Source organism: Armatimonadota bacterium (assembly GCA_028871815.1).
Lineage (GTDB): Bacteria > Armatimonadota > Chthonomonadetes > Chthonomonadales > Chthonomonadaceae > REEB205.
Genome location: JAGWMJ010000005.1, coordinates 1 through 19,425 on the forward strand (window position 1 = coordinate 1; position 19,425 = coordinate 19,425).

At 63.5% G+C, this 19,425-nt stretch carries 17 protein-coding genes; 11 read left to right on the forward strand and 6 right to left on the reverse strand.

The window, feature by feature from the left end; all coding sequences use genetic code 11:
- Window positions 1-17 precede the first annotated feature (17 nt).
- On the reverse strand, window positions 18-1,397 hold the full coding sequence (locus KGJ62_07465) for a hypothetical protein (protein MDE2126411.1): 1,380 nt from the start codon (window positions 1,395-1,397) through the stop codon (window positions 18-20).
- 440 nt (window positions 1,398-1,837) lie between these two features.
- Between KGJ62_07465 and KGJ62_07470 the strand changes: the two genes are divergently transcribed.
- Window positions 1,838-2,515 carry a DUF1326 domain-containing protein gene (locus KGJ62_07470; protein MDE2126412.1) on the forward strand — a complete coding sequence of 226 codons (678 nt, stop codon included), beginning with the start codon at window positions 1,838-1,840 and terminating at the stop codon, window positions 2,513-2,515.
- Between the two features lie 16 nt (window positions 2,516-2,531).
- Here the strand turns inward: KGJ62_07470 and KGJ62_07475 are convergent, their stop codons facing one another.
- The gene (locus tag KGJ62_07475; GenBank protein MDE2126413.1) at window positions 2,532-3,581 is read right to left on the reverse strand and encodes a WD40 repeat domain-containing protein; all 1,050 of its coding nucleotides are present in this window, start codon (window positions 3,579-3,581) and stop codon (window positions 2,532-2,534) included.
- A gap of 298 nt (window positions 3,582-3,879) precedes the next feature.
- On the opposite strand from KGJ62_07475, the gene KGJ62_07480 reads away from it, so the two are divergent.
- From KGJ62_07480 to KGJ62_07495, 4 genes are all read left to right on the forward strand, one after another.
- Complete coding sequence (locus KGJ62_07480; GenBank protein MDE2126414.1) at window positions 3,880-5,571, forward strand: hypothetical protein; 1,692 nt, start codon at window positions 3,880-3,882, stop codon at window positions 5,569-5,571.
- 123 nt (window positions 5,572-5,694) lie between these two features.
- Window positions 5,695-6,627, forward strand: coding sequence for a preprotein translocase subunit TatC (locus tag KGJ62_07485; GenBank protein ID MDE2126415.1), 933 nt, complete (start codon window positions 5,695-5,697; stop codon window positions 6,625-6,627).
- Window positions 6,624-6,785 carry a hypothetical protein gene (locus tag KGJ62_07490; GenBank protein MDE2126416.1) on the forward strand — a complete coding sequence of 54 codons (162 nt, stop codon included), beginning with the start codon at window positions 6,624-6,626 and terminating at the stop codon, window positions 6,783-6,785. The genes KGJ62_07485 and KGJ62_07490 overlap by 4 nt, the downstream gene beginning before the upstream one ends.
- Window positions 6,782-8,512 (forward strand): glycosyltransferase family 39 protein, encoded by a 1,731-nt coding sequence (locus KGJ62_07495; protein MDE2126417.1) that lies wholly within the window; start codon window positions 6,782-6,784, stop codon window positions 8,510-8,512. Before KGJ62_07490 ends, KGJ62_07495 begins: the two co-directional genes overlap by 4 nt.
- Window positions 8,513-8,525: 13 nt before the next feature.
- On the opposite strand, the gene KGJ62_07500 is transcribed toward KGJ62_07495, so the two are convergent.
- Window positions 8,526-9,914, reverse strand: a complete 1,389-nt coding sequence (locus KGJ62_07500) for an MATE family efflux transporter (protein MDE2126418.1) — start codon at window positions 9,912-9,914, stop codon at window positions 8,526-8,528.
- A 132-nt stretch (window positions 9,915-10,046) separates the two neighbouring features.
- On the reverse strand, window positions 10,047-11,435 hold the full coding sequence (locus KGJ62_07505) for an MATE family efflux transporter (GenBank protein MDE2126419.1): 1,389 nt from the start codon (window positions 11,433-11,435) through the stop codon (window positions 10,047-10,049).
- A 179-nt stretch (window positions 11,436-11,614) separates the two neighbouring features.
- On the opposite strand from KGJ62_07505, the gene KGJ62_07510 reads away from it, so the two are divergent.
- Window positions 11,615-12,520, forward strand: coding sequence for an MBL fold metallo-hydrolase (locus tag KGJ62_07510; GenBank protein ID MDE2126420.1), 906 nt, complete (start codon window positions 11,615-11,617; stop codon window positions 12,518-12,520).
- Here KGJ62_07510 and KGJ62_07515 read toward each other — a convergent pair.
- Entirely contained in the window at window positions 12,496-13,974 is a 1,479-nt protein-coding gene (locus tag KGJ62_07515; protein ID MDE2126421.1) for an HDIG domain-containing protein, read from the reverse strand. The two genes, KGJ62_07510 and KGJ62_07515, sit on opposite strands and share 25 nt — an antisense overlap.
- Window positions 13,975-14,030: 56 nt before the next feature.
- Complete coding sequence (locus KGJ62_07520; protein MDE2126422.1) at window positions 14,031-14,657, reverse strand: sterol desaturase family protein; 627 nt, start codon at window positions 14,655-14,657, stop codon at window positions 14,031-14,033.
- Window positions 14,658-15,007: 350 nt separating this feature from the next.
- Between KGJ62_07520 and KGJ62_07525 the strand changes: the two genes are divergently transcribed.
- The 5 genes from KGJ62_07525 to KGJ62_07545 all read left to right on the forward strand — a co-directional run bounded on the left by KGJ62_07525 (window position 15,008) and on the right by KGJ62_07545 (window position 19,366).
- A complete protein-coding gene (locus KGJ62_07525) occupies window positions 15,008-15,568 on the forward strand; it encodes a hypothetical protein (protein ID MDE2126423.1) in 561 nt (186 codons plus the stop codon).
- A gap of 31 nt (window positions 15,569-15,599) precedes the next feature.
- Window positions 15,600-16,631, forward strand: coding sequence for a low-specificity L-threonine aldolase (gene ltaE / locus KGJ62_07530; protein MDE2126424.1), 1,032 nt, complete (start codon window positions 15,600-15,602; stop codon window positions 16,629-16,631).
- 23 nt (window positions 16,632-16,654) lie between these two features.
- Window positions 16,655-17,782: an alcohol dehydrogenase catalytic domain-containing protein gene (locus tag KGJ62_07535; GenBank protein MDE2126425.1), complete on the forward strand. Its 1,128-nt coding sequence runs from the start codon at window positions 16,655-16,657 to the stop codon at window positions 17,780-17,782.
- 7 nt (window positions 17,783-17,789) lie between these two features.
- On the forward strand, window positions 17,790-18,857 hold the full coding sequence (locus tag KGJ62_07540; protein MDE2126426.1) for an alcohol dehydrogenase catalytic domain-containing protein: 1,068 nt from the start codon (window positions 17,790-17,792) through the stop codon (window positions 18,855-18,857).
- Between the two features lie 239 nt (window positions 18,858-19,096).
- The gene (locus tag KGJ62_07545; protein ID MDE2126427.1) at window positions 19,097-19,366 is read left to right on the forward strand and encodes a hypothetical protein; all 270 of its coding nucleotides are present in this window, start codon (window positions 19,097-19,099) and stop codon (window positions 19,364-19,366) included.
- The last annotated feature ends 59 nt before the right edge of the window (window positions 19,367-19,425 follow it).

Sequence of the window (19,425 nt, forward strand, 5' to 3'; positions counted from 1 at the left end):
TCATGCCGACCCGGCCGCTACGGCAGGAGGTGCACGGTGGTGTACCGGCGCCATCCGCCAAATGTCGCCTTGAGGACAACCGCGGTGTCCGTGGTGACGGTGCTGGTATTTGCAACGAAGTCTGCGCTCGTGTTCCCGGCCGAGATGAGCACGCCGGTGGAGTAGACGCCGGCGCCGAAGTTCACCTTGCCGCTGTACGAGGTCACAGTAACGTTCATATCGAACGGCGCCGGCGCGTCGAGCGTCACCGTTCCGCTGATCGTTTGACCGCCAACCACCGAGGATGGGCTTGGCGTGGTGATGCTGTTTATGATTACCGGTATCGCCAGAAACCCGGCCGCCTTCTGCTGGTAGTAGCCGCTGCCTACGATCGCGCCGTAGTCGTTCAGCGCCGTCGCGGTCACAAGCCGCCAACCGCTGCTGCTTTCCACCAGCGTGTTCAGATCGGTCATGAGCCCGCTCGCGGGCGCTGTAATGTCACCGGTCCAGAGGAAGGCATGCAGACCGGATTGGCCCACCACGATGCCGCTGGCCGTGTTGATCGCGTTCGCCACGCTGTAGGCGGTGTTATGCAGGAAACCAAGGGGACCGTAGGGCGCACTGGTCTGCCCGTTCCAGGCAAATGCCTCGGAATTGCCCGTGACACTGTTGTGCGCACTGCCGACCACGTCATCGGCATCGTCGATTCCGGTGGCGCTGGAGGGAGTCGAGTATGTCGCGGCGCCAAAGGTGCCCCCGGCAAGGCTCACCGAACCGTACCCCATGGTAATGAAGTTGTGACTGAATAGCGCCTGCAGCGGCGATACGCCGAGATCCGTGCCGCACATATCGTCGAATACATTCGATACGCCGGTGTACTCATAGTTCGCATAAATCGCTCCGGCGCTTGTACCGGACGACTCCAGGCCATCGAATGTCAGGGGCGTCCTGGCTGTGTCCTGGTAGGTGCCACAAAGATAGCCATCGTCATTTATCCCGAGGAAGGCGCCCGGCCAGTCCGTGGCGCTGGAACTCCCATATAAGAGCGTTTCGGAATAGGTCGTGCCGAGGTAGGTGGCCGGGCTCCACCGGGCCGGATCCACTGCCGCGCTTCGCGAGGTATCCCAGGCAGTCCCGCCAATCTGCCCCAGGTTGTTGACCGCATAGCCGTAGTAGTGTGTGTCCGATACCGTGGGATCGAAATGGAATGACGGCACGCCCGGCATCCAGACGAATCCTTTGCCGGTACTGTCATTCCCAACTACCTGGTAGTCATCGTTGACTCCGGTTGGAGCGCCAACAGTACTTGCGGGGTTGATGTTGATAATCGAGTAGTACTGCTGGGCGAAGCCCAGCCGTGGAAGGGCGGCCACCGCAAAAGCAATGGCGATGAGAGTTCCGAACCTTCGAAACTTCATGGTGTTCGTAGCCTTTCTGTGACGCACAATGCGTCGCCGGTGAATGTGAGTGCTGCGGTATGCGAAGCGTAAAGCCGCATGGCAGCCTATGCGCAGCGACTGAGCCATGCCCCCGGCAGGACTGTACGCTGCAGCCGAAACTACGGCAGGGTCGGCGGCAATTCCTGCCGGCGTGTTGCCGGCCCGTGCTGGCGGCCGCAGACGTTTACGGCGACAGTGGTCGGCATTGCAGAACGGAGAGGTTGGCCGACGTACTCCCGGCACAAGCGCGGCTGCGGCCGGTTTGCGGAGGCAGGGGAGCCGGGAACAGACGTGACCGTCAATTCAGGTGTGTCACATCTGCGGGTAACCACAGCCTGCGGGCTGGGCCAGCAGGAAACCAGGCTGTAGTATGCGAACCTGCTGCCGCCGCTTGCCACGGTAGAGAGGAGCGACCCTGGATGTTTACTGCCCTTTTTGCCGCAGCCATGTTGCCCGGGCTGCCGGCGCGAGCGACCAGGCGGCCGGAGTGGAGCGTATCGGGCAAGTTGTGCGAGGCCTGCACCTGCTCACCACCATGCACCTGCAATTTCGGCCTTGCGCCGGGCCCATACAGCTACTGCTGGACGATGTGGTCACTGGATATCCGCAAGGGCGTCTACAAGGGCGTCCAGCTGGATGGTCTGCATCTGGCTGCGTGCAGCGCGTCGAAGGGCTTTCTGTTCTTCATCGACTCGGCCGGAAGCGCGGCTCAACGGGCCGCGCTCACGTCCATTGCGCGCGACATCTACAACAAGCTGATGCAGGCGAACGGCACGAAGCCTGTGGATGCAGCAGCCGCCGCCGCTCGCGTTACCGTCGAATTAGCTGCGATTACCCAGAGTGAAACCGGTAAGGACTGCCATCTGCACATTGGCAACTTCGGCGGCTTCGATGCCGACTACCTGATGGGTCTGGATGGCAAAAAGCCGGTGGAACTGGTGAACAACTACAACTGGAACATCAAGCACAACGTCAAGGCCAAAACCGATACCTTTACCTATGCCGGGCCGAATGGCGACACGTTCCAGTACAAAGGCACTAACTGCAATGAGGGTGACTTCTCATGGAGCAGCGAGACCAAAATCTACTATCGCTGAAAGCCGCGCGAGTGGGCTAAGGCGTCAGAACAATGGTCCGTGCCGCGGCGCCGTTGCCGGCAAACAGCTTTATCAGCACTCCGGTAACCGCGAAGCATCGAACCGATCCGTCTTCCGAACCGGCAAGGAGCACGGCGCCATCGCCGGACCACACGATGGCGTGCACTGCGCTGCCTGTATCGGCAGTCAGCTGCGATGGCGCGCCGGAGACGACCCGCCACACCCGCACTTTGCCATCGGCGCTACCCGTCGCCAGCCGTCTGGAGTTGGGGCTCCATGCCACGCAAAGCACAGCCTGTTGGCTCACACGCGCCCGATACATGAGATCGCCCGACTGAAGGCTCCATGTTTTCAGGTAGCCGTCGGTTGAGACGCTGGCGATTGCGCTGTCGTTCGGCGCTACGGCCACTCCGGTTACAGCCCCATCGTGCGCCGGAATATCGTACCTGTAGCTGACTACGCCGCTCGATGGCGCCCGCCAGACACGCACCAGACGGTCGTCACCGCCGCTGACAAGCAGATTGTCGGCGGGAGCAAAAGCCAGACACCTTACCGGGGCGGCATGGCCGCGAAAGCGGGCAACCTGGTGCAGTGTGGCGCCACTGAAGATGGAGATGTGCGCATCGGCGCCGCCCACAGCAATGATCGAGCCATCCTGCGAGACCGCCAGAGCCGGCCTGCCGCATAGATCGGGTTGTGTTCCAAGCTGCAGGCGCACGCCACTCCAGCTCCATATGGATGGAAGTCCGTGTGCGTCCACCTCAAACAGCCCCTGCGGCCCTACGGCGATGGCCCGGATGCCGGCGCCACCGAACGGCATGGGAGCTGCCGGCACGCCACCAACCAGCCAGCGACGCACCTGGCCGGAGGCGTCCAGAACGGCAAATCCCGGAATCTGAGCGGTAGCTGCAGGCGCGGCCGGCGCCACCGGCGCCGGGGGCTCGGCCGGCTGCCGCGCCGGCTTGACATGCCTCTGTGCGGCGGCAGTGTTGGCGAATGCCAGTACGAACCCGGCTGAGACGAGGATTCTGCCGGACAGTGCCGTATAGAGGGTATTGCGCGTCATAAACGTCAGAAAGAGGCAAGCGCCCGGCGCAAGCAGTGCCGGTGAGCGGGCAGCGTGTGCAGCGGCAGCGAACTGGAAAGCTCAATCTGAGACACCTTCGCGCGCAACAAGTTTCGTCCTGTCGCCGGAGCCGGGCCGAAAGCGGTGAGGTTCCGCTGAACCGAATCGTATTGGGTACCTACTAAAACCATGGCGCCGGACATGGTACGGCGGCCAATCGGATCGTTTGACCTTTGCTCGCCGGGTGTGATACACTGCGCAAGTCGTTGGAGAATGCAGCCAACAGGAGAACCTATCTATGAGACGCCTCACGCTCCTCAGGGAGTTGGCAATGGCGGCGCTTCTTTGCCTGCCTGCCGCATCCAGCCTGGCTCAGGCGGGAACTGCGCCGTTCACCATCCGCATGCCTCCGGACGGCTCCACGGTGCGCGAAACGGTGAATGTTGAGATACCACGCGCCAGCATTCCAGAAAACGGCTTTGTCGCCTTCTTTATCGATGGCGTATTCGATGTCGCGCTCTCACCGCAAAAGGGTGCGCCGGCGGACTCGCCGTTCCTCTACCAGTGGGATACGAAAGCGCTCAAGGTTTCGGACGGTCCGCACACGCTGCGCGCCGTTCTTTACGCTCCAGTAGATAGCTCGCTCGGCGCGGCGCAGGTGACGCAAAAAGCCTCAAGCGAAGTGAACGTAACGGTGGCCAACCGGATCCATCAGGATCTCGGACGGGTACTGCTCCGGTACAAACTGCACAGCGGGCAGAACCTCCGATATACGCGTGGCGGCCGCACCTACATCGTAGGGGGCGTCACCGAGCAGGCCGTCTCCACCAGCGATCAGGACCTCGCCCGCATGACAGGCTCCCTGCTTCTGAATGTGGAAGACGCCAACTCAACTTCCTCGCTGGTTCGCAACAAGCTGACCAGCCTGACCGTTACGGTCAACGGGCAGGAATACACCCTACCCTCATCCGATCTTTCGGACTCGATGTACCAGGAAGTGAACCCGCGTGGCCTGGTGCAGTACGAGACCGGCGCCAGCACCGGCACTCAGCAGTTTGAGTCGCAAGGGTTGGCGGTGGATAACTCGATTGAACTTCCACTGCTGCCGGCTCAGGCGGTGCAGCAGGGCGATGTCTGGTACACCCCGAAACAGCGAATCGCCATACCGGGCGTGCCGCCGGACCAGCAGCCGAAGGAAGATGTGAAGAACACCTTTGAGGATGTGGAGTGGCAGAACAACTACCCCACGATTCGCATTCGGCAGGAGTACAGCGGACACGCCGGCAAACTGCCGATACAGGTTGGACCCGTTCTGGTGAGCTTTCCCCGGGTCAAGTACCAGCGTGATATCTACGTTGCCTGGCACTCGGGCACGTTGATTCGCACCGATCAGACGTTGACAATCTCGGGCCGCACGACACAGGTGATCGGTCAGAGTGCGCCTGGGGCTGGTGGCGCAGGCGCCGCGGGAGGCATGGGCAAGTTCGGTGGCGGATTGGGCATGATGGGTGGCGCTCCTGGTCCCGGAGGTTTCGGGGGCGTACCTGGTCCCGGCGGTTTCAGCGGTTTGCCCGGTAAATCCGGCGGCGCTTTTCCCGGCGGCTTCGGGGGCGGCGGCTTTCCCGGCGTGCCGGGTAAAGGCGGCGGCGCCTTCCCAGGTGGTTTTGGCGGCGGTAGAGCGGGCGGCGGAGCATTCCCCGGAGGTTTCGGTGGCGGACGCCAGGGCGGCGGTGCTTTTCCCGGCGGCTTTGGGGGCGGTGGCTTTCCCGGCGTGCCCGGTAAAGGCGGCGGCGCCTTCCCAGGTGGTTTCGGTGGCGCTCAGGGCGGGCCCGGCGCGTTCGGCGGCCGTCCCGGCATGGGCGGCGCATTCCCGGGCGGAGCCGGCGGTGGATTTGGCATAACGCCACCCACAGGCGGCATCGGCAGCGCGCCCGAGCATCCGGTCGTGATTCGGGCCGTAACCGATACGCGCCTTAAATCCACCCATTAAGCGCGGATCCTGACGCGCACATCGCGAGTCTGAGAACGGCGGGCGCACGTGGCGCCCGCCGTTCTCGTATGTGTATAATCAAATCCTTAATCCGGCGTCTTTAAGCCGACGCCTCTTAACGCAATGCGCATTTTTAGCCGTGAACTGGATGAGAAGCGGATGGAGCTTACCGAGCACCTCGGTGAGCTTCGGACGCGCATCATGCGGATGCTCGTCTATCTTTTGATAGGATCGATATTCGCGTACTACATGTTTCCAACCATGTATGGCTTTCTCTATCGGCCGCTCCACGCCGAGATGGTGCGCCAGAATGCGAAACTGGTTCGGGCCGGTGGTCCCAGCATCCAGTCGATCCCGTTCGTAGAAGGTCCGCCAAATGCGACGGTTACAGTCGCCCAGTTGAACAAGGCGCTGACCTGGGTGAAGCAATACGCCAGCAATCCCATCACCGCGCCGCCGATGTCGATTGTGTTCCTCAAATTTCACGAGCCGTTTATGGTACGGCTCAAGGTAAGTCTCATCTTTGGGCTGGTGCTCGTGCTGCCGCTGGTTGTCTACGAGGTTGCGCAGTTTATACTGCCGGCGCTGACGCAAAACGAGCGACGGCCAATCGCGATGCTGGCGCCAATTTCAGTCCTGCTGCTCATCTTCGGCGTTACCGTGGCGTACTACACCATGTTCTACGCGATGCACTGGTTCCTCTCGTACCTCGCCGACTACCCGCAGCCGACTGTTTTGATGCAAGACCCCAACGACTATATTCTCTTCTTCGTCAAGATGATGGCAGCATTCGGCATCGCGTTCCAGCTTCCCGTGGCGCTGATGGGCATGGCGTTTGCCGGAGTGGTGACATCGCGCGGGTTGATCAAGCACTGGCGCTGGGGGGTTGTGGTGGCGGCCGCGGGCGGCCTGTTTACGCCATCCAATGACCTCTTCTCGATGGCTTTGATGTCGATACCGCTGCTGATCCTGTACGGCTTCAGTATTATCCTCGTCTGGATGGTGGAGAACCAGCGTCGCCGCCGCAATCTCGCCGTTGGCGCACTCGTAAGATGACGGCTCCGAACGCCCCTAAGGACGGTTTGCTGCGCCACAAGGGGACGCTTGCACGGATTCTGATCGTGAGCCTCCTGATCATCGGCATCTCCTGGCTGGCCTGGTTCTCGCCATGGGCCCGCGTTCACCACCCGGTCCGTATTGAAACCGGCCGGTGAGCCCGCCAGGACCTTCGCTGGAGAAGCGGCTCCGGTCGCTGACCCGCATTACACCGACGCGAGCTCTGGCGGCCGCGATTACGCTCATCGGGTTGGCGCTGCGGCTTTGGGGCATCACCTGGAGCCTGCCCACCACGCTCCACCCGTGGGCCACATACCACCCCGATGAGACGATAAACCTGCAGGCCGCGGAGCAGGCCGATATTCCGCACGTCCGGCTGGATATCGGCTTCTACAACTACGGCGCGTTCGATTTCTACCTCGTCAGCCTTGCGCAGACCATCGCCAGGGGCTACGGACTTGTGCCGGCGGTCACCACGCCTCCCGCGGAACCAACAGCCCCAAGGGCCGTTCAGGCCGCGAGCGCTATGGAGGCCAACCGCGCCCAGCGCCGCGCGCTGTTTCTATGCGGTCGGCTGGTCAGCGTCCTTCTCGGTACGCTCACCATACCGCTGGTGTATCTCCTTGGCCTGCGCGTGTACAACCGCAAAGCGGGCGCGGCAGCTGCGCTGCTCTATGCCTTTGCCCCGCTTGCCGCGCTGCACGCCCACTTCTTCACCGTGGATGTTCCCGCCACGTTCTTCGTCGCCGGTACGCTTTTGGCCGCGGAGCGGATGACTCGTGAGGCTTCGGGGCGCGCGATTGCGGTGGCTGCCGTCTGGTGCGGCCTTGCGGCGGCCACGAAATACACGGCGGCGATGGCGCTGGTAGCGCCTGCCACAGCACTGTACCTGTGCCCCGGCCTTGTTCGCCGGGCGAGAATACAGCGGTTAGCTGCTCTTGGCGCAGGGACTGCTGCCGTCTTCCTGGTCGCGTGCCCGGGCATCTGGCTGAACTGGCACGCGTTCTGGTATGGCAGCTATCCCGGCGAGGGAGTGCGGTACGAACTGCTGGTGCACTCCCGTACCGGTCACGGGCTGCTGTTTGTTCATACGGGCAGCGGGTGGTGGTACCACCTGGTCGTCTCGCTGCCATTCGGACTGGGTGTGCCGCTGCTGCTGGCGGCCCTGGCGGGATGCTGGTACGCCCTGGCGCGGCGAACTCCCGCGGAGGTCGCGCAGTTGGCGTTTGTGGCCGTAACGTATCTGGTAACGGGGTTTTCGCAGGTCCGATTTGCCCGCTACATGCTTCCCCTGTTTCCGCCGTTGTGCGTGCTGGCCGGCGGCGTGCTGTTCGCCCCATATACGCGCCCGGCATGCCGGATTGCCGCGCGGATCGCGGCGGCCATGGCGCTGGTGACCACCGGCGTCTACGGTTTTACGCTCGTACGGCTACTTACATTGCCGGATCCGCGCGACCGGGCTGCAGCGTGGCTCAACCTCCATGCTCCGCCGGCTGCAAGCGTGGCGTTCGCTGAAACACCGTGGTTTTTCGCGCCGCCCCTGTCACCACTGCTGGGTGCGCCGGATGCGCCGGCGCGGGCCATGGCGGCCGCGCAGTGCACTCGCTACCGGCTGCTGATGCCGGCCGCAGAATGGGACGCCGGCGCGTTGAAACAGCGGCCGAACTATGTGGTGCTTTCCAACTTTGAGACGATGCATGCGGTATACCGGCTGCACCTGGCTTATGCCATGGCATTCATGAACGCCATACCTAAGGACTATGCGCGCCATCTGTTTGCATCGCCGCGCCCCTGGCTGATGCCGAGCGACGGACCGCTGATCCCGGACGACCTGTTGTACGTTATGCCGCGTATTACGGTCTATGCGCGGCCGGGCAGTTCCTGACCTACGGCCGGCGCTATACCGTCTGCCTCTTCCACCGGCCCGTACGGAAGTAGAGCAGCGTCGCCACGCCACTCACCATCGTCGAGCCACTCATCGCGAGCCAGGCTCCGTGTGCCTGCAGTCCTGCCGCCACCATGAGGAGCCAGGCAGCAGGCAGCCGCACGAACCACATGTTGAAGAGGGTTATACAGGTGGGAATCAGCGTTTCACCGGCGCCCTGCATGGCGCCCATCAGCACCATTCCCAGGGCCAGGAAAGGCTCGCAGAATGCGTTGATTCGCAGGTAGTCCGCGCCGATTCGCTGCACCATGGGATCCGTGGTGAAGAGACTGCTGAACGGTTTGGCGAACACAAAGAAGCAGATCGCCACAGCAGTCATAAGCACGACAGCCTGCATCAGCGCGTGGTAAGCGCACCGCTCCGCGCGGCGGGGATTGCCGGCGCCAAGGTTCTGGCCGACGAGCGTGGCTGCCGAGACGCGGTAGCCAAAGCCGGGCATAAACGCGGCCGCCTCCGCGCGCATTCCGATCTCCAGCGCGGCAACTCCTGCGGAGCCATCTGCCGTGTGCGCCAGCATGCCGGTAAACAGCAGCATGGCTACGCTGCGGAGCACGCCCTGAACACTGGCAGGGATACCGATGCGCAGAATGCGCCACGCCCATTCGCGCGTGAGACGCAGGTTGTGCGCCGAGACGGCAGCGGGAATGCCGCCAGGCGACCGCGTGACGGCAAGGTAGACCAACATTTCGAAGATCATCGAGCCGGCAAAACCGAGGCCCGCCCCACGCACGCCAAGCGCCGGAAAGCCCAGCAAGCCGTAGATGAGCACCACGCTGAGCGCCGTGTGGACCAGAATCACCACGCACATGATGTACATGGGGGTCCGCGTATTGCCGATTCCACGAAATGACGCGATAAGGGCGCTTCCGACCATCATTGCCGGGACGCCGGTCATTGCCATGGCCAGGAATTGGGCACAGAGACGCCGCGATTCGGTGTTGGCTGCGCCGCCAAGCAGAAGGTCGGCAAACCTGAAGCGTAACAGGAAGCATATCGCTGCGAATACGACTCCGGCCAGTGCCGCCAGGCTTATCGCCTGGCCGGCAGACCGGGCGGCAGCGGCGTGGTTTCCTTCACCTGTACTGCGAGCAACCAGCGCGGTAGCGCCGACGGTGACTCCCATCGACAGCGCGAGGAGGATGTAGATCATCTGTCCGCCGACGCCGGTTGCCGCCAGAGCGGCGCGACTATCCGGCAGGTGGCCAACGAATAGCGCGTCCATCATGCTGTTCACCATCTGCATCATCATGGTGAGGATGACGGGCCATGCCAGCACCCAGATTACGCGATGCAGACGCTCCTCCGGAGACACACGCTGCAGTTTGGTTTCCGGCAGTTGCATGAGTTGGTCCGGCAATAAGAGGAGAGCTGGCCACTACACTCAAGTGCAAAGAGGATGGCGCGAACCGGCCCTGAGTATACCTAGGGAACCGGGGCGCCATCGTTGGCGCCGCTGCGGCGCTCCAGGGCCCGTTCAGACCTTGTAATGCTTCCAGCGGCCGGTGCGAAAGTAGAGGCTGATACAGATACCGTTCAGAATGGCCGAAACGCACGTCGCGATCCAGGCGCCGCGGGCCTGCAGACCGGAATAGAACATCAGAAACCAGGCAAGCGGCAGCTGTATGAGCCAGTTTTCCACGATAGTGATCAAGGATGGGATGAGCGTTTCGCCTGCACCGCGCATGGCGCCGGCAAACACCATGGTGCATGCCATGAAGGGCTGGCAAAACGCATTGATTCGGAGGTATTCGGCGCCGAGATGCCGCACCGCGGGATCGGATGTGAAGAGCCCGCTCAACGTGTGGGCAAAAACAAAGAAGCAGACACCTGCCATCGACATGAACGCGGCGGATTGCAGGGCTGCGCCGCGCGCAGCCTGCTCCGCCCGTTTCGGCAGACCCGCGCCGAGGTTCTGGCCCGCGAGGGTGGCTGCCGCAACCCGGTAGCCGGCGCCTGGCATCACGGCTACGGCCTCGGCGCGGATACCGATCTCGAGCGCAGCGACTCCGGCGGAACCGTCTGCCGTGTGCGCCAGGATGCCCGTGAGCACCAGCATGGCTGCGTGCCCAAGCAGAGCGCGCATGGAAGCCGGCACGCCGATGCGCAGGATACGCCGGCTCCATGCTGCGGTCAGCCTCAGATTCCGCCACGTGAAAGCCTCTGGAATGCCCAGCCGGGACCTGAGGGCGACGACATAGAGTATCACTTCGGCTAGTGCAGAGCCCGCGAACGCAGCCCCGGCGCCCCGAACCAGCAGCCGCGGAAAGCCGAGCAGGCCGAAGATGAGGAGAGCGCTCAGCAGGAGGTGCACTGCCACCACTACGATCATGATATGCATGGGAGTACGCGTGTCACCGGCGCCGCGAAACGCGGCAATGATAGCCGCGCCAACGAACATCGGGAGCGCTCCCGGAAGCGCAGCCGCCAGATACTGCACGCACTGCCGCCGCGCCTCAACGTTGGCCGGGCCGCCGAGCAGAACGCCCGCCAGATGGAAGCGCAGGACATAGCAGGCCAGCCCGATCAGCGTGCCGGAGATCGCTGCCAGTGTAATCGCCTGACCGGCTGCCCGGGCAGCATCCGACCTGTTTCCGGCTCCGATACTGCGCGAAACCAGGGCCGTTACGCCGGCGCTGACGCCCATTGAACTGACGACGAGGAGATAGATCAGCGAACCGCCCACACCGGCCGCAGCGAGCGCCGCCCTGCTGTTGGGAAGATGCCCAACGAAGAGTGCATCCATCATGCTGTTCGCCATCAGCAGCAGCATGGTGACGACAGCGGGCCACGCGAGTGACCAGATGGCCCGGTGCAGTGGCGGCTCAGCCGCGCCGAAAGTGTCGTCGGAGTCCGCTGGTTGCACGAAAGGGCCTCAGCTCAACAGGTGACGGGCGCGCAGAAAGGAGATGCTGCCGAACAGGCAGGCGGGAGTCGCCCAGTATACCTTCGGCTGGGGCGCCCTACCGCAGGCGCCGGGTACAATGAGAGATCGCCGCGCCGGAACAATTCGGCGCGGCGCTTTGTTGAGTTGCCTCAAGTACCATGGATGCACCACGCCTAACGGTATTCTCTGTACCGCTCGTCTCGACATGGGTTCTGGACGAGACGCACCGGATTCTGTTTGACGCAGGCGACGGTGCGGCGGCCATGCTGGAGGGCCGAATCCTGCGCGCCAACATCGTGGCGCTGACGCACGCGCACCGCGATCACATCGGCGGTTTGCCGCAGCTTCTCAACCTGCGCGCGCAGGGCGCGGAAGCACCAACTCTGAGCATCGTGCATCCTGCGGGCAGCGGCGCGATTGGCGCCATGGCGCGCTTTCTGGCACGCCTGGACCCCGCTACAACCGGCACGCTGTCGTGGGCGGAGTGGAACGCCGGCGATCAGCTCGAACTGGAGCATCACCACAGGCTTATTGCGTTCGGCACCCGCCATATACCCGGCGGCGCCGGAACGGCATCGCGATCACTGGGTTATCGTGTGGAGCGCACGGTCAGCCGCCTTCGACCGGAGCTGCGAGGTCTCCCCCAATCCGAACTGGACCAGATGTGGCGATCGAGCGGCCGCGATGCGATAACCCGGGATGAGGTGGAGACGGTGCTTGCCGTGAGCGGCGACACCACGGTCCTCACGCCGGACGAGGTTGGGCACGCCCGATTTCTACTGCACGAGTGTACATTTCTGGAACTGGATTCCGATGCGTTTGAGTCGGTTCGCCAGCGCGGGCACGAACACAGCTCGCTGGATGAGGTGCTGCAGCTGGCAGCGGATGCCGGCGTGGAGCGGCTGGCACTCTACCATATCTCGCGACGATACGCCGACGACGAGATTGTGCGGCTTGTGCGCGCCAGGTGCGCGGCGCGGCATCTGGCCGCTTCGGTCAGCGTGGCATTCCCCGGGCGGGTAACCACCGACATTTTCGGTCAGGCGGTTTGGCCCGGTGTGTAGGCGGCCTCGGTCGCCGATTCCGTACCGCTTCCGGAGGCGACCCACCACGCGCGCAGCATCACCGCAGCGGCATCCCGATCATCCGGCGGCAGTGCACCCTCAATGACCTGGTTAAGCAGATACTCCTTGGCGCGCCCCACAGCCTCCGAAGGCCCTAATCCTAGCTCCTGCATGATCTCGCTGCCCGACAGCGGACTCTCGAGCGCCACCACATTCATGGCGGCGTTAACCGCTTCGATGCGGCCTCTCAGCCCTACGAGATCTACCTCCATGTCGGACGGAATACTGCACGCGGCAATATCGCAGCGCGCCATGATAAACAGCTCGTCAAGGTAAGAGCCGCAGTCCCGGATCAGCCGACGGATCGAGGCATCGGTCCACTCCGGCAGATAGTCGCCCAGTCGCATGTGAAGCCGCACGAGGTCGCAGACCGGAACGACATCGCGAGCGGCAAACTTGAGGCGCGTCATCATGGCGTGCACCATGCCCGCTCCAACCGCAGCGTGGTGGTAGAAGTGCACGCCGCGTGCGTCCTCCGTTCTTGTGGCGGGCTTACCGATATCGTGCCACAGCATCGCGAGGCGCGTGTGCATTCCGGCGGTGGGTGGCAGCGCCTCCACCGCCCGCAGCGTGTGCTCCCACACATCCCATGGGTGCCAGGCACTTTGAATGCAGCCCACCATCGGGCTCATCTCCGGCAGTATCTGCGGGAGCAGTCCGGACTGGAGCAGTAGGTCCATGCCGGCGCGCGCGGCGGAAGGCTCGAGTGCGATGATCTTAAGGAGCTCATCCTGCATGCGCTCCCACGCGACGGTTGGCGGCGCCAGGCTGGCGGCGGAGCTTTGAATGCTTAGCCAGCACTCGTCGTCGATTATGAAGTTGAGCTGCGCGGCAAATCTTATGGCGCGGAGCATCCGGAGCGGATCGTCGAGAAACGTGGCGTGCGGTTCGCGTGGGGTACGGATACGGCCCGCCTCAATATCCGCAAGCCCGCGTCCCGTGAGGTCCCGTATCTCGCCGGAGTGGAGCTCTTCCAGCAGCGTGTTGATGGTGAAGTCGCGCCGAAGCACATCCTGTTCAATCGTCGCCGGGGCCACGGTGGGCTTTCGTGATCCCGCCAGGTAACTCTCGGCGCGCGCGCCGGCCATCTCAATATTGACGGCGCGCATCCGCGGCGCCGGACGGACGCGAATGAGGGCAGTGCCGAAACGCGAGTAGATTACGGGTGGCCAGTCTATAACGCCTCTGGCGAAGAGCCATTTGGCGAACTCCACGGCATCGCCATCCACCAGGAGGTCGACGTCTGGGGATGCCGGGCGGTGTAGAATCCGATCACGAAGCCAGCCGCCGACCAGATAGATGCGGCCCTGCCACGGCGTGTGCTCGGTGGCGCCGCGCAAAACACCGACTGCCTGTTCGGCAGTCGAGCGCGATCCGGCACGGTAACTTCTCATAGCGAGGGAGTATACCGCCGCGCCGAGATCAGGCGGAGAGGCGAGAGCCGCCGCGTTTACTCGCCGATCGCCGGCTCGGGCGCGGTGGAAACTGGGCGCGCTGGATGGTGCGTGGGCTCCGCCGGCAGGCTCGGCGCGGTGAGCGATGAGCACTTCGATACCGGAACGGAGCGTCGGCTGCGGAACGTGCCCAGGCACACATCCGCCAGCGGAAAGAAGACGTTAAAGTTTTGCTGCATATACCGGTGATGGATGCGGTGATGCTCTTTGACGAACCGGTAGATGGCGGTACGCTCGAACCACCGGCTGCGCGGCACGTGCATGCAGTAGTGGAAGTACTCATACACACCGTAGTACGCTGTCACAGCGGCCAGGCCGCCCCAGAGGCTGGGAATACCGGTGAACCACTGGGCGAACATCATGAACGGTAGATGCACGCCGATAAACATCGGCAGTGCAAACCAATCCATAGAGATGTGGTCTTTCTGGCGGCCCTCCACCCACTCATACGAGGCCGGCTCATAACGATACCGCTGGTGGTGCACCAGGGCATGCGCTTTGAACGTATGGCGGATGAACTTCGGCGAGTGGAAGAGATGCTTGTGAAATGCCCACTCGAAAAAGCTGGCGTAGGTGAAGTAGAACAGAAACGCCAATACCTGGCACCTGAATTCCCATGTCATAAACGTGTCAGATCCTCCAGAAGGCCGGCTGAGCGCGTCGACCTGCCGTTTGGCCGGCGACGCGGAGAGTGCCCGGCAGCGTGCTGCAGATGTGCAGCTGCCGCCGCCGAATTGCGCAGGTTTCCGCGCTGGGCAAAGAGTTGGTCAAAAGCAATAGGGTGAGGTTCGGGTCGACACGCCCACACAGTGGCACGAATAGTGTACCTTAATGGGCGGCGAGCATAACGGTCCGGTCGCGCGCCTGATGAGAGACACAGGTTTCTTTACGTTCGGCGTCGAACCTCCGTTTCAGGGAAGTTGACGCAGCTGCCGCGGGTACACAGCCATATGCACCGCGAAAAGGAGAGATTTTGAAAACCCGATTTGTTGTTCTGACGGCATGCCTGTTTGTTGGTTCGGCCGGCTTGTCGAGCGCTGCTGTTGCTCAAGCGCCGACACCCGCCGAGCGGGTGCTAGGGTCGCTGCTGAGCGTAGGGGGATATGCCTTTACACAGGGACGGGCTATCCGGGCGCTGGGTACCCCCAAGTTCTTTGGCGATTCGCTGCTCTATGGCAAGCCGGCCAGTCGTGGTGGCTGGCTCTACAGCGGCGGCATCGAACTAATGGGGGCCAGCGACCACTTTTTGCCGTTCACCGGTGGCAATAGCGCCGACCTTATTGGGCCCAGCTTCCGCGTGACCACTGCGCAGGTGGCCGGTCGACTGCAGCCGTTTGCCGGCGCCGGGCTCTACTACTTTTCCGTCCATTCCGACCGTGAGAAGTTCAACTCCAACGGCATCGTGCCGGGTATCTCTTTCGGCGTCCGGTACCCCGTGGCCAGGTTTGTAACCCTGGAGGCCGCCTACCATATCAACGGCACCATCGGCGGCCTTGGATCCGATGGCTTTGCGCTCACCCTAAACGTATTCTGATGGCGCGGCGACCCGGCAGGCAGGTAACGGCATGCACACACCGGTAGACCTTCGCAGCGACACCACAACGCGGCCCTCGGCATCCATGCGGGCTGCGATGGCAGCTGCCGAGGTTGGCGACGACGTGTTCGACGACGATCCAACGATCCACCGTCTCCAGGAGCAGGCGGCCACTCGTTTCGGCAAGGAGGCTGCGCTGTTGATGCCCTCGGGCACCATGAGCAACTGCGTGGCCGTGAAGACACACACTACTCCCGGCGATGAGATTCTTCTGGATGCGGCGGCGCACTCCATGCTCTACGAGGTGGGGATGCCGGCCGTGATCGCAAACGTGCTCACGCGACAGTTTCCCAGCGAGCGCGGCGTGCCCGATGTGCCGTTCATCGCCGCCAATATCCAGACCGAATCGATTCACGCACCCGGCACCAGACTGATCGTGCTGGAGAACACGCATAACCGTGCCGGCGGGGCGATTATACCCATGGAGACACACCGTGAAATATGGGAGATCGCCAACGAACGAGGCCTGATGCTGCATATCGATGGCGCTCGCATCCTCAACGCCGCAGTGGCCACCGGGACCGAGCCGCGTGAGTACGGCGCCTGCTGCCATTCAATCACGTTCTGTCTGTCAAAGGGCCTCGGATGCCCGGTCGGTTCCGTGCTGTGCGGCAGTCGCGAGTTTATCGGTCGCGCCCGTCGCGTACGCAAACTGCTCGGCGGCGGCATGCGTCAGGCCGGTATTCTGGCCGCGGCCGGAATCTATGCGCTGGAGAACCATGTGGATCGCCTGGCCGACGATCACCGGCGCGCAGCAGCCCTGGCCATGGCGATCCGCGGCGCTCGCAATCTGGGTCTGGACGATCGGCCGCCGCCGACCAACATGGTCTACGTTCGTACGGCGGGCAGCGCCGCCGCCTTTTGCGCTGCGATGCGCGAAGCTGGAGTCCTGGCTGCGCCAACTGCCGCGGACCGATTTCGATTGGTGACGCATCTGGATATTGACGATGACGACGTTGAATTCGCGGCGAACGCTATTTGCCGCGTCGCAGCGGCTGCCTGAGCCGGCCCGCGCAGGAAGCCACTTTGCTGCACCACGATCACGTTGAGCGCGCCGCTGCCGAGACGATGCGCGCCGCCGTGTATATTGGGTGCGGCCGTGTCGAACTGCAGCACATTGCGGCGCCGGTTCCCGGAGACGACGAACTGACGGTTTCCGTGAAGGCGTGCGGACTCTGCCTGACCGACGTGAAGAAGATCACATCCAACGCCTTCCCGGCGCCACGGGTGTTCGGCCACGAGATCGCCGGCGTAGTCCATTCGGTTGGCCGGGATGTACAGGGCTGGCAGCCTGGTGACCGGGTGGTGGTCCACCACCACGTTCCATGCCGCGACTGCTTCTGGTGTCAACGGCGTCTTTTTGCGAGCTGCGAGCAGTTCAAGAGGACCGGCACAACGGCCGGGATTGGAGAGCCTTCGGGGGGCGGGTTCTCGGAGATGATCCTCGTTCACCGCTGGTGCATACCGGGCCTCGTCCGGATTCCCGAGAGCGTGGAGGATGGTCAGGCAACCTTTGTCGAGCCCGTAAACACCTGTCTCAAGGCTCTCCAGACGGCGCAGCTCGATGTGGGCGAGACACTGCTGGTGGTGGGGCAAGGGCCAATCGGCCTCCTCTTCACATGGCTGGCGGCCTCCAGGGGAATCCAGGTCATTGCGGTCGATCCACGTACCGAGCGCCTCGATGTCTCTCGGGGGCTTGGGGCCCGGGTGGCGCTCGAACAGAGTGACAATGGGCTCCGAAAGGCTCTAAGTGACGTGACGTCCGGCCGGGGCGCTGATACCGCCATCGTCACGGCAGACAGCGAAGCAGCCGTTGCGACTGCCGTGGAGAATACTCGCGCGGGCGGCAAGATCATTCTGTTCGCCCACACCGACGCCGCCGGTCGACAGGCCGTGAGCCTCGGGCACCTCTGCCGGGAGGAGCAGTGGATCACCGGATCATACAGCACCGACTTTACTATGCAGGAGGCCGCAGCCAAGATTGTATTCAGCAATCAGTTTCCTGCATCCACGCTAATCACGCACAGGATGTCGCTGGAGGAGCTGGAGACGGCAATCACGCTCGCAAACCGTGGCCGCGGAGATGCGCTCAAGATTGTGATCGAACCCGAACGCGGAAAGCCAAACGTGGGGAACGGCGGCGAGCGCCCGTGACGGCGGCATGACGTCGGCGGCGGGCGATACCATCCGGGCGGCTGTCCTCTATGGCGCAGCCGACGTGCGCATCGAGCAGGTCCTCCTGCCTCCACCGGCCAGCGGTGAGGTGCAAGTCCGCATTGCAGCGGCTTTGACCTGCGGTACCGACGTGAAGGTATATCGTCGCGGTTACCACGCACGGATGCTGCAACCGCCATGTCGCTTTGGCCACGAGTTTGCCGGGGAGATTTGCGCAGTTGGGCCCGACGTGGGTTTCTGGACCGTGGGCGACCGTGTGGTGGCCGCCAACTCGGCGCCTTGCGGGCAGTGCGCGTGGTGCCGCGCGCTGAGGGAATCACTGTGCGACGACTTGTTGTTTCTCAACGGCGCCTACGCCGAGCGAATCAACGTACCGGCGCGGATCGTTCGCCGCAACCTGGTACGCGCCGGTCCCGAAGTTTCGCTGGAAACACTTGCCATGGCCGAGCCGCTGGCGTGCGTCATGCACGGGCTTCGGCGGATGCGGATGGCTGCCGGTGACCTCGTCGCGGTGTTGGGCTGCGGCCCGATCGGCCTGATGTTTGTGGAGCGGTGCACGGCAGCCGGAGCGCGGGTGATCGCCCTGGGCCGGCGCGCGGGCCGGCTTGCCGCAGCGGAACGGATGGGCGCTGCCGCCGTTATCGACATCGATTCCGTGCACGATGCTGTCGCGGCTGTCGCGTATGCAGCCGGACGATCTGCTGCCGTCCCGGTGGTGGTGGAGGCCGTTGGCTCGCCGGAAGCCTGGGAGCTCGCGAGCCGGCTGATAGCACGCGGGGGCGAGCTGCACCTCTTCGGTGGCTGCCCCACCGGAGCACAATTCACCGTACCGGCCGAGCGGCTGCATTACGAGGAGCTGACGATCCGCGGATCCTTCCACCACACGCCTGCGTCGTTCGGCGAGGCAGCAGAGCTGCTCTCATCGCCATCGCCGACGCTGGCGTCATTGGTGGAGGCGCGGATTGGCCTGGATGATCTTCCCGCCTGGATGGAGGCTGCCGCCGCCGGCAGCGTGGATGCGGTCAAGACGGCTGTGCTTCCTCAGGCGTGTTGACACGCGCGAAGTATTTGATGCATATTCGGATTTGGTGAATCCCGCAGCGCAGCAATGGTGCCTGCGTCGTGAAGCTTTGGGCATGCTGCGCGGGAGTCGCCACCGATTCGTGATGCTCGGCCGCGCGCCCCGTTCGCGTGGCACGGCAGCCTCTGCATTGGCGTGCGGCCCGGCTCATCCCGTTCCTCTGCGAAAGTCACCGACCGGGTGACTGCCTGGTTAGCAACGGGTGTTACACCATGCGCAATCGCTCACTATTTATCCACATTTGGCGGCTGGACATCACGTTTCGCCGAAGAGGGCCGCGGCAGCGGCCGGCGTTCACGGCGCGTAAAACCGTATACCCGGCTCCCAAGACACCGCTCGCGTTCGACTACCCGATTCCACATGTGACGTGCGTCACCTTGCTTCTTCCCGGGTTCGACATACGTGTGGCGTACCACAAGTGCCGCTCGTCCGATGCTGCCGCGCTCTCGACGTGGCTCAGCGAGCACCATCCCGGTTCGTAGCGGCCGGGGCGCCGGCGCCGCCAACCAACGCTGCGCCGGCTCTCGTCCAGAACGAAGCG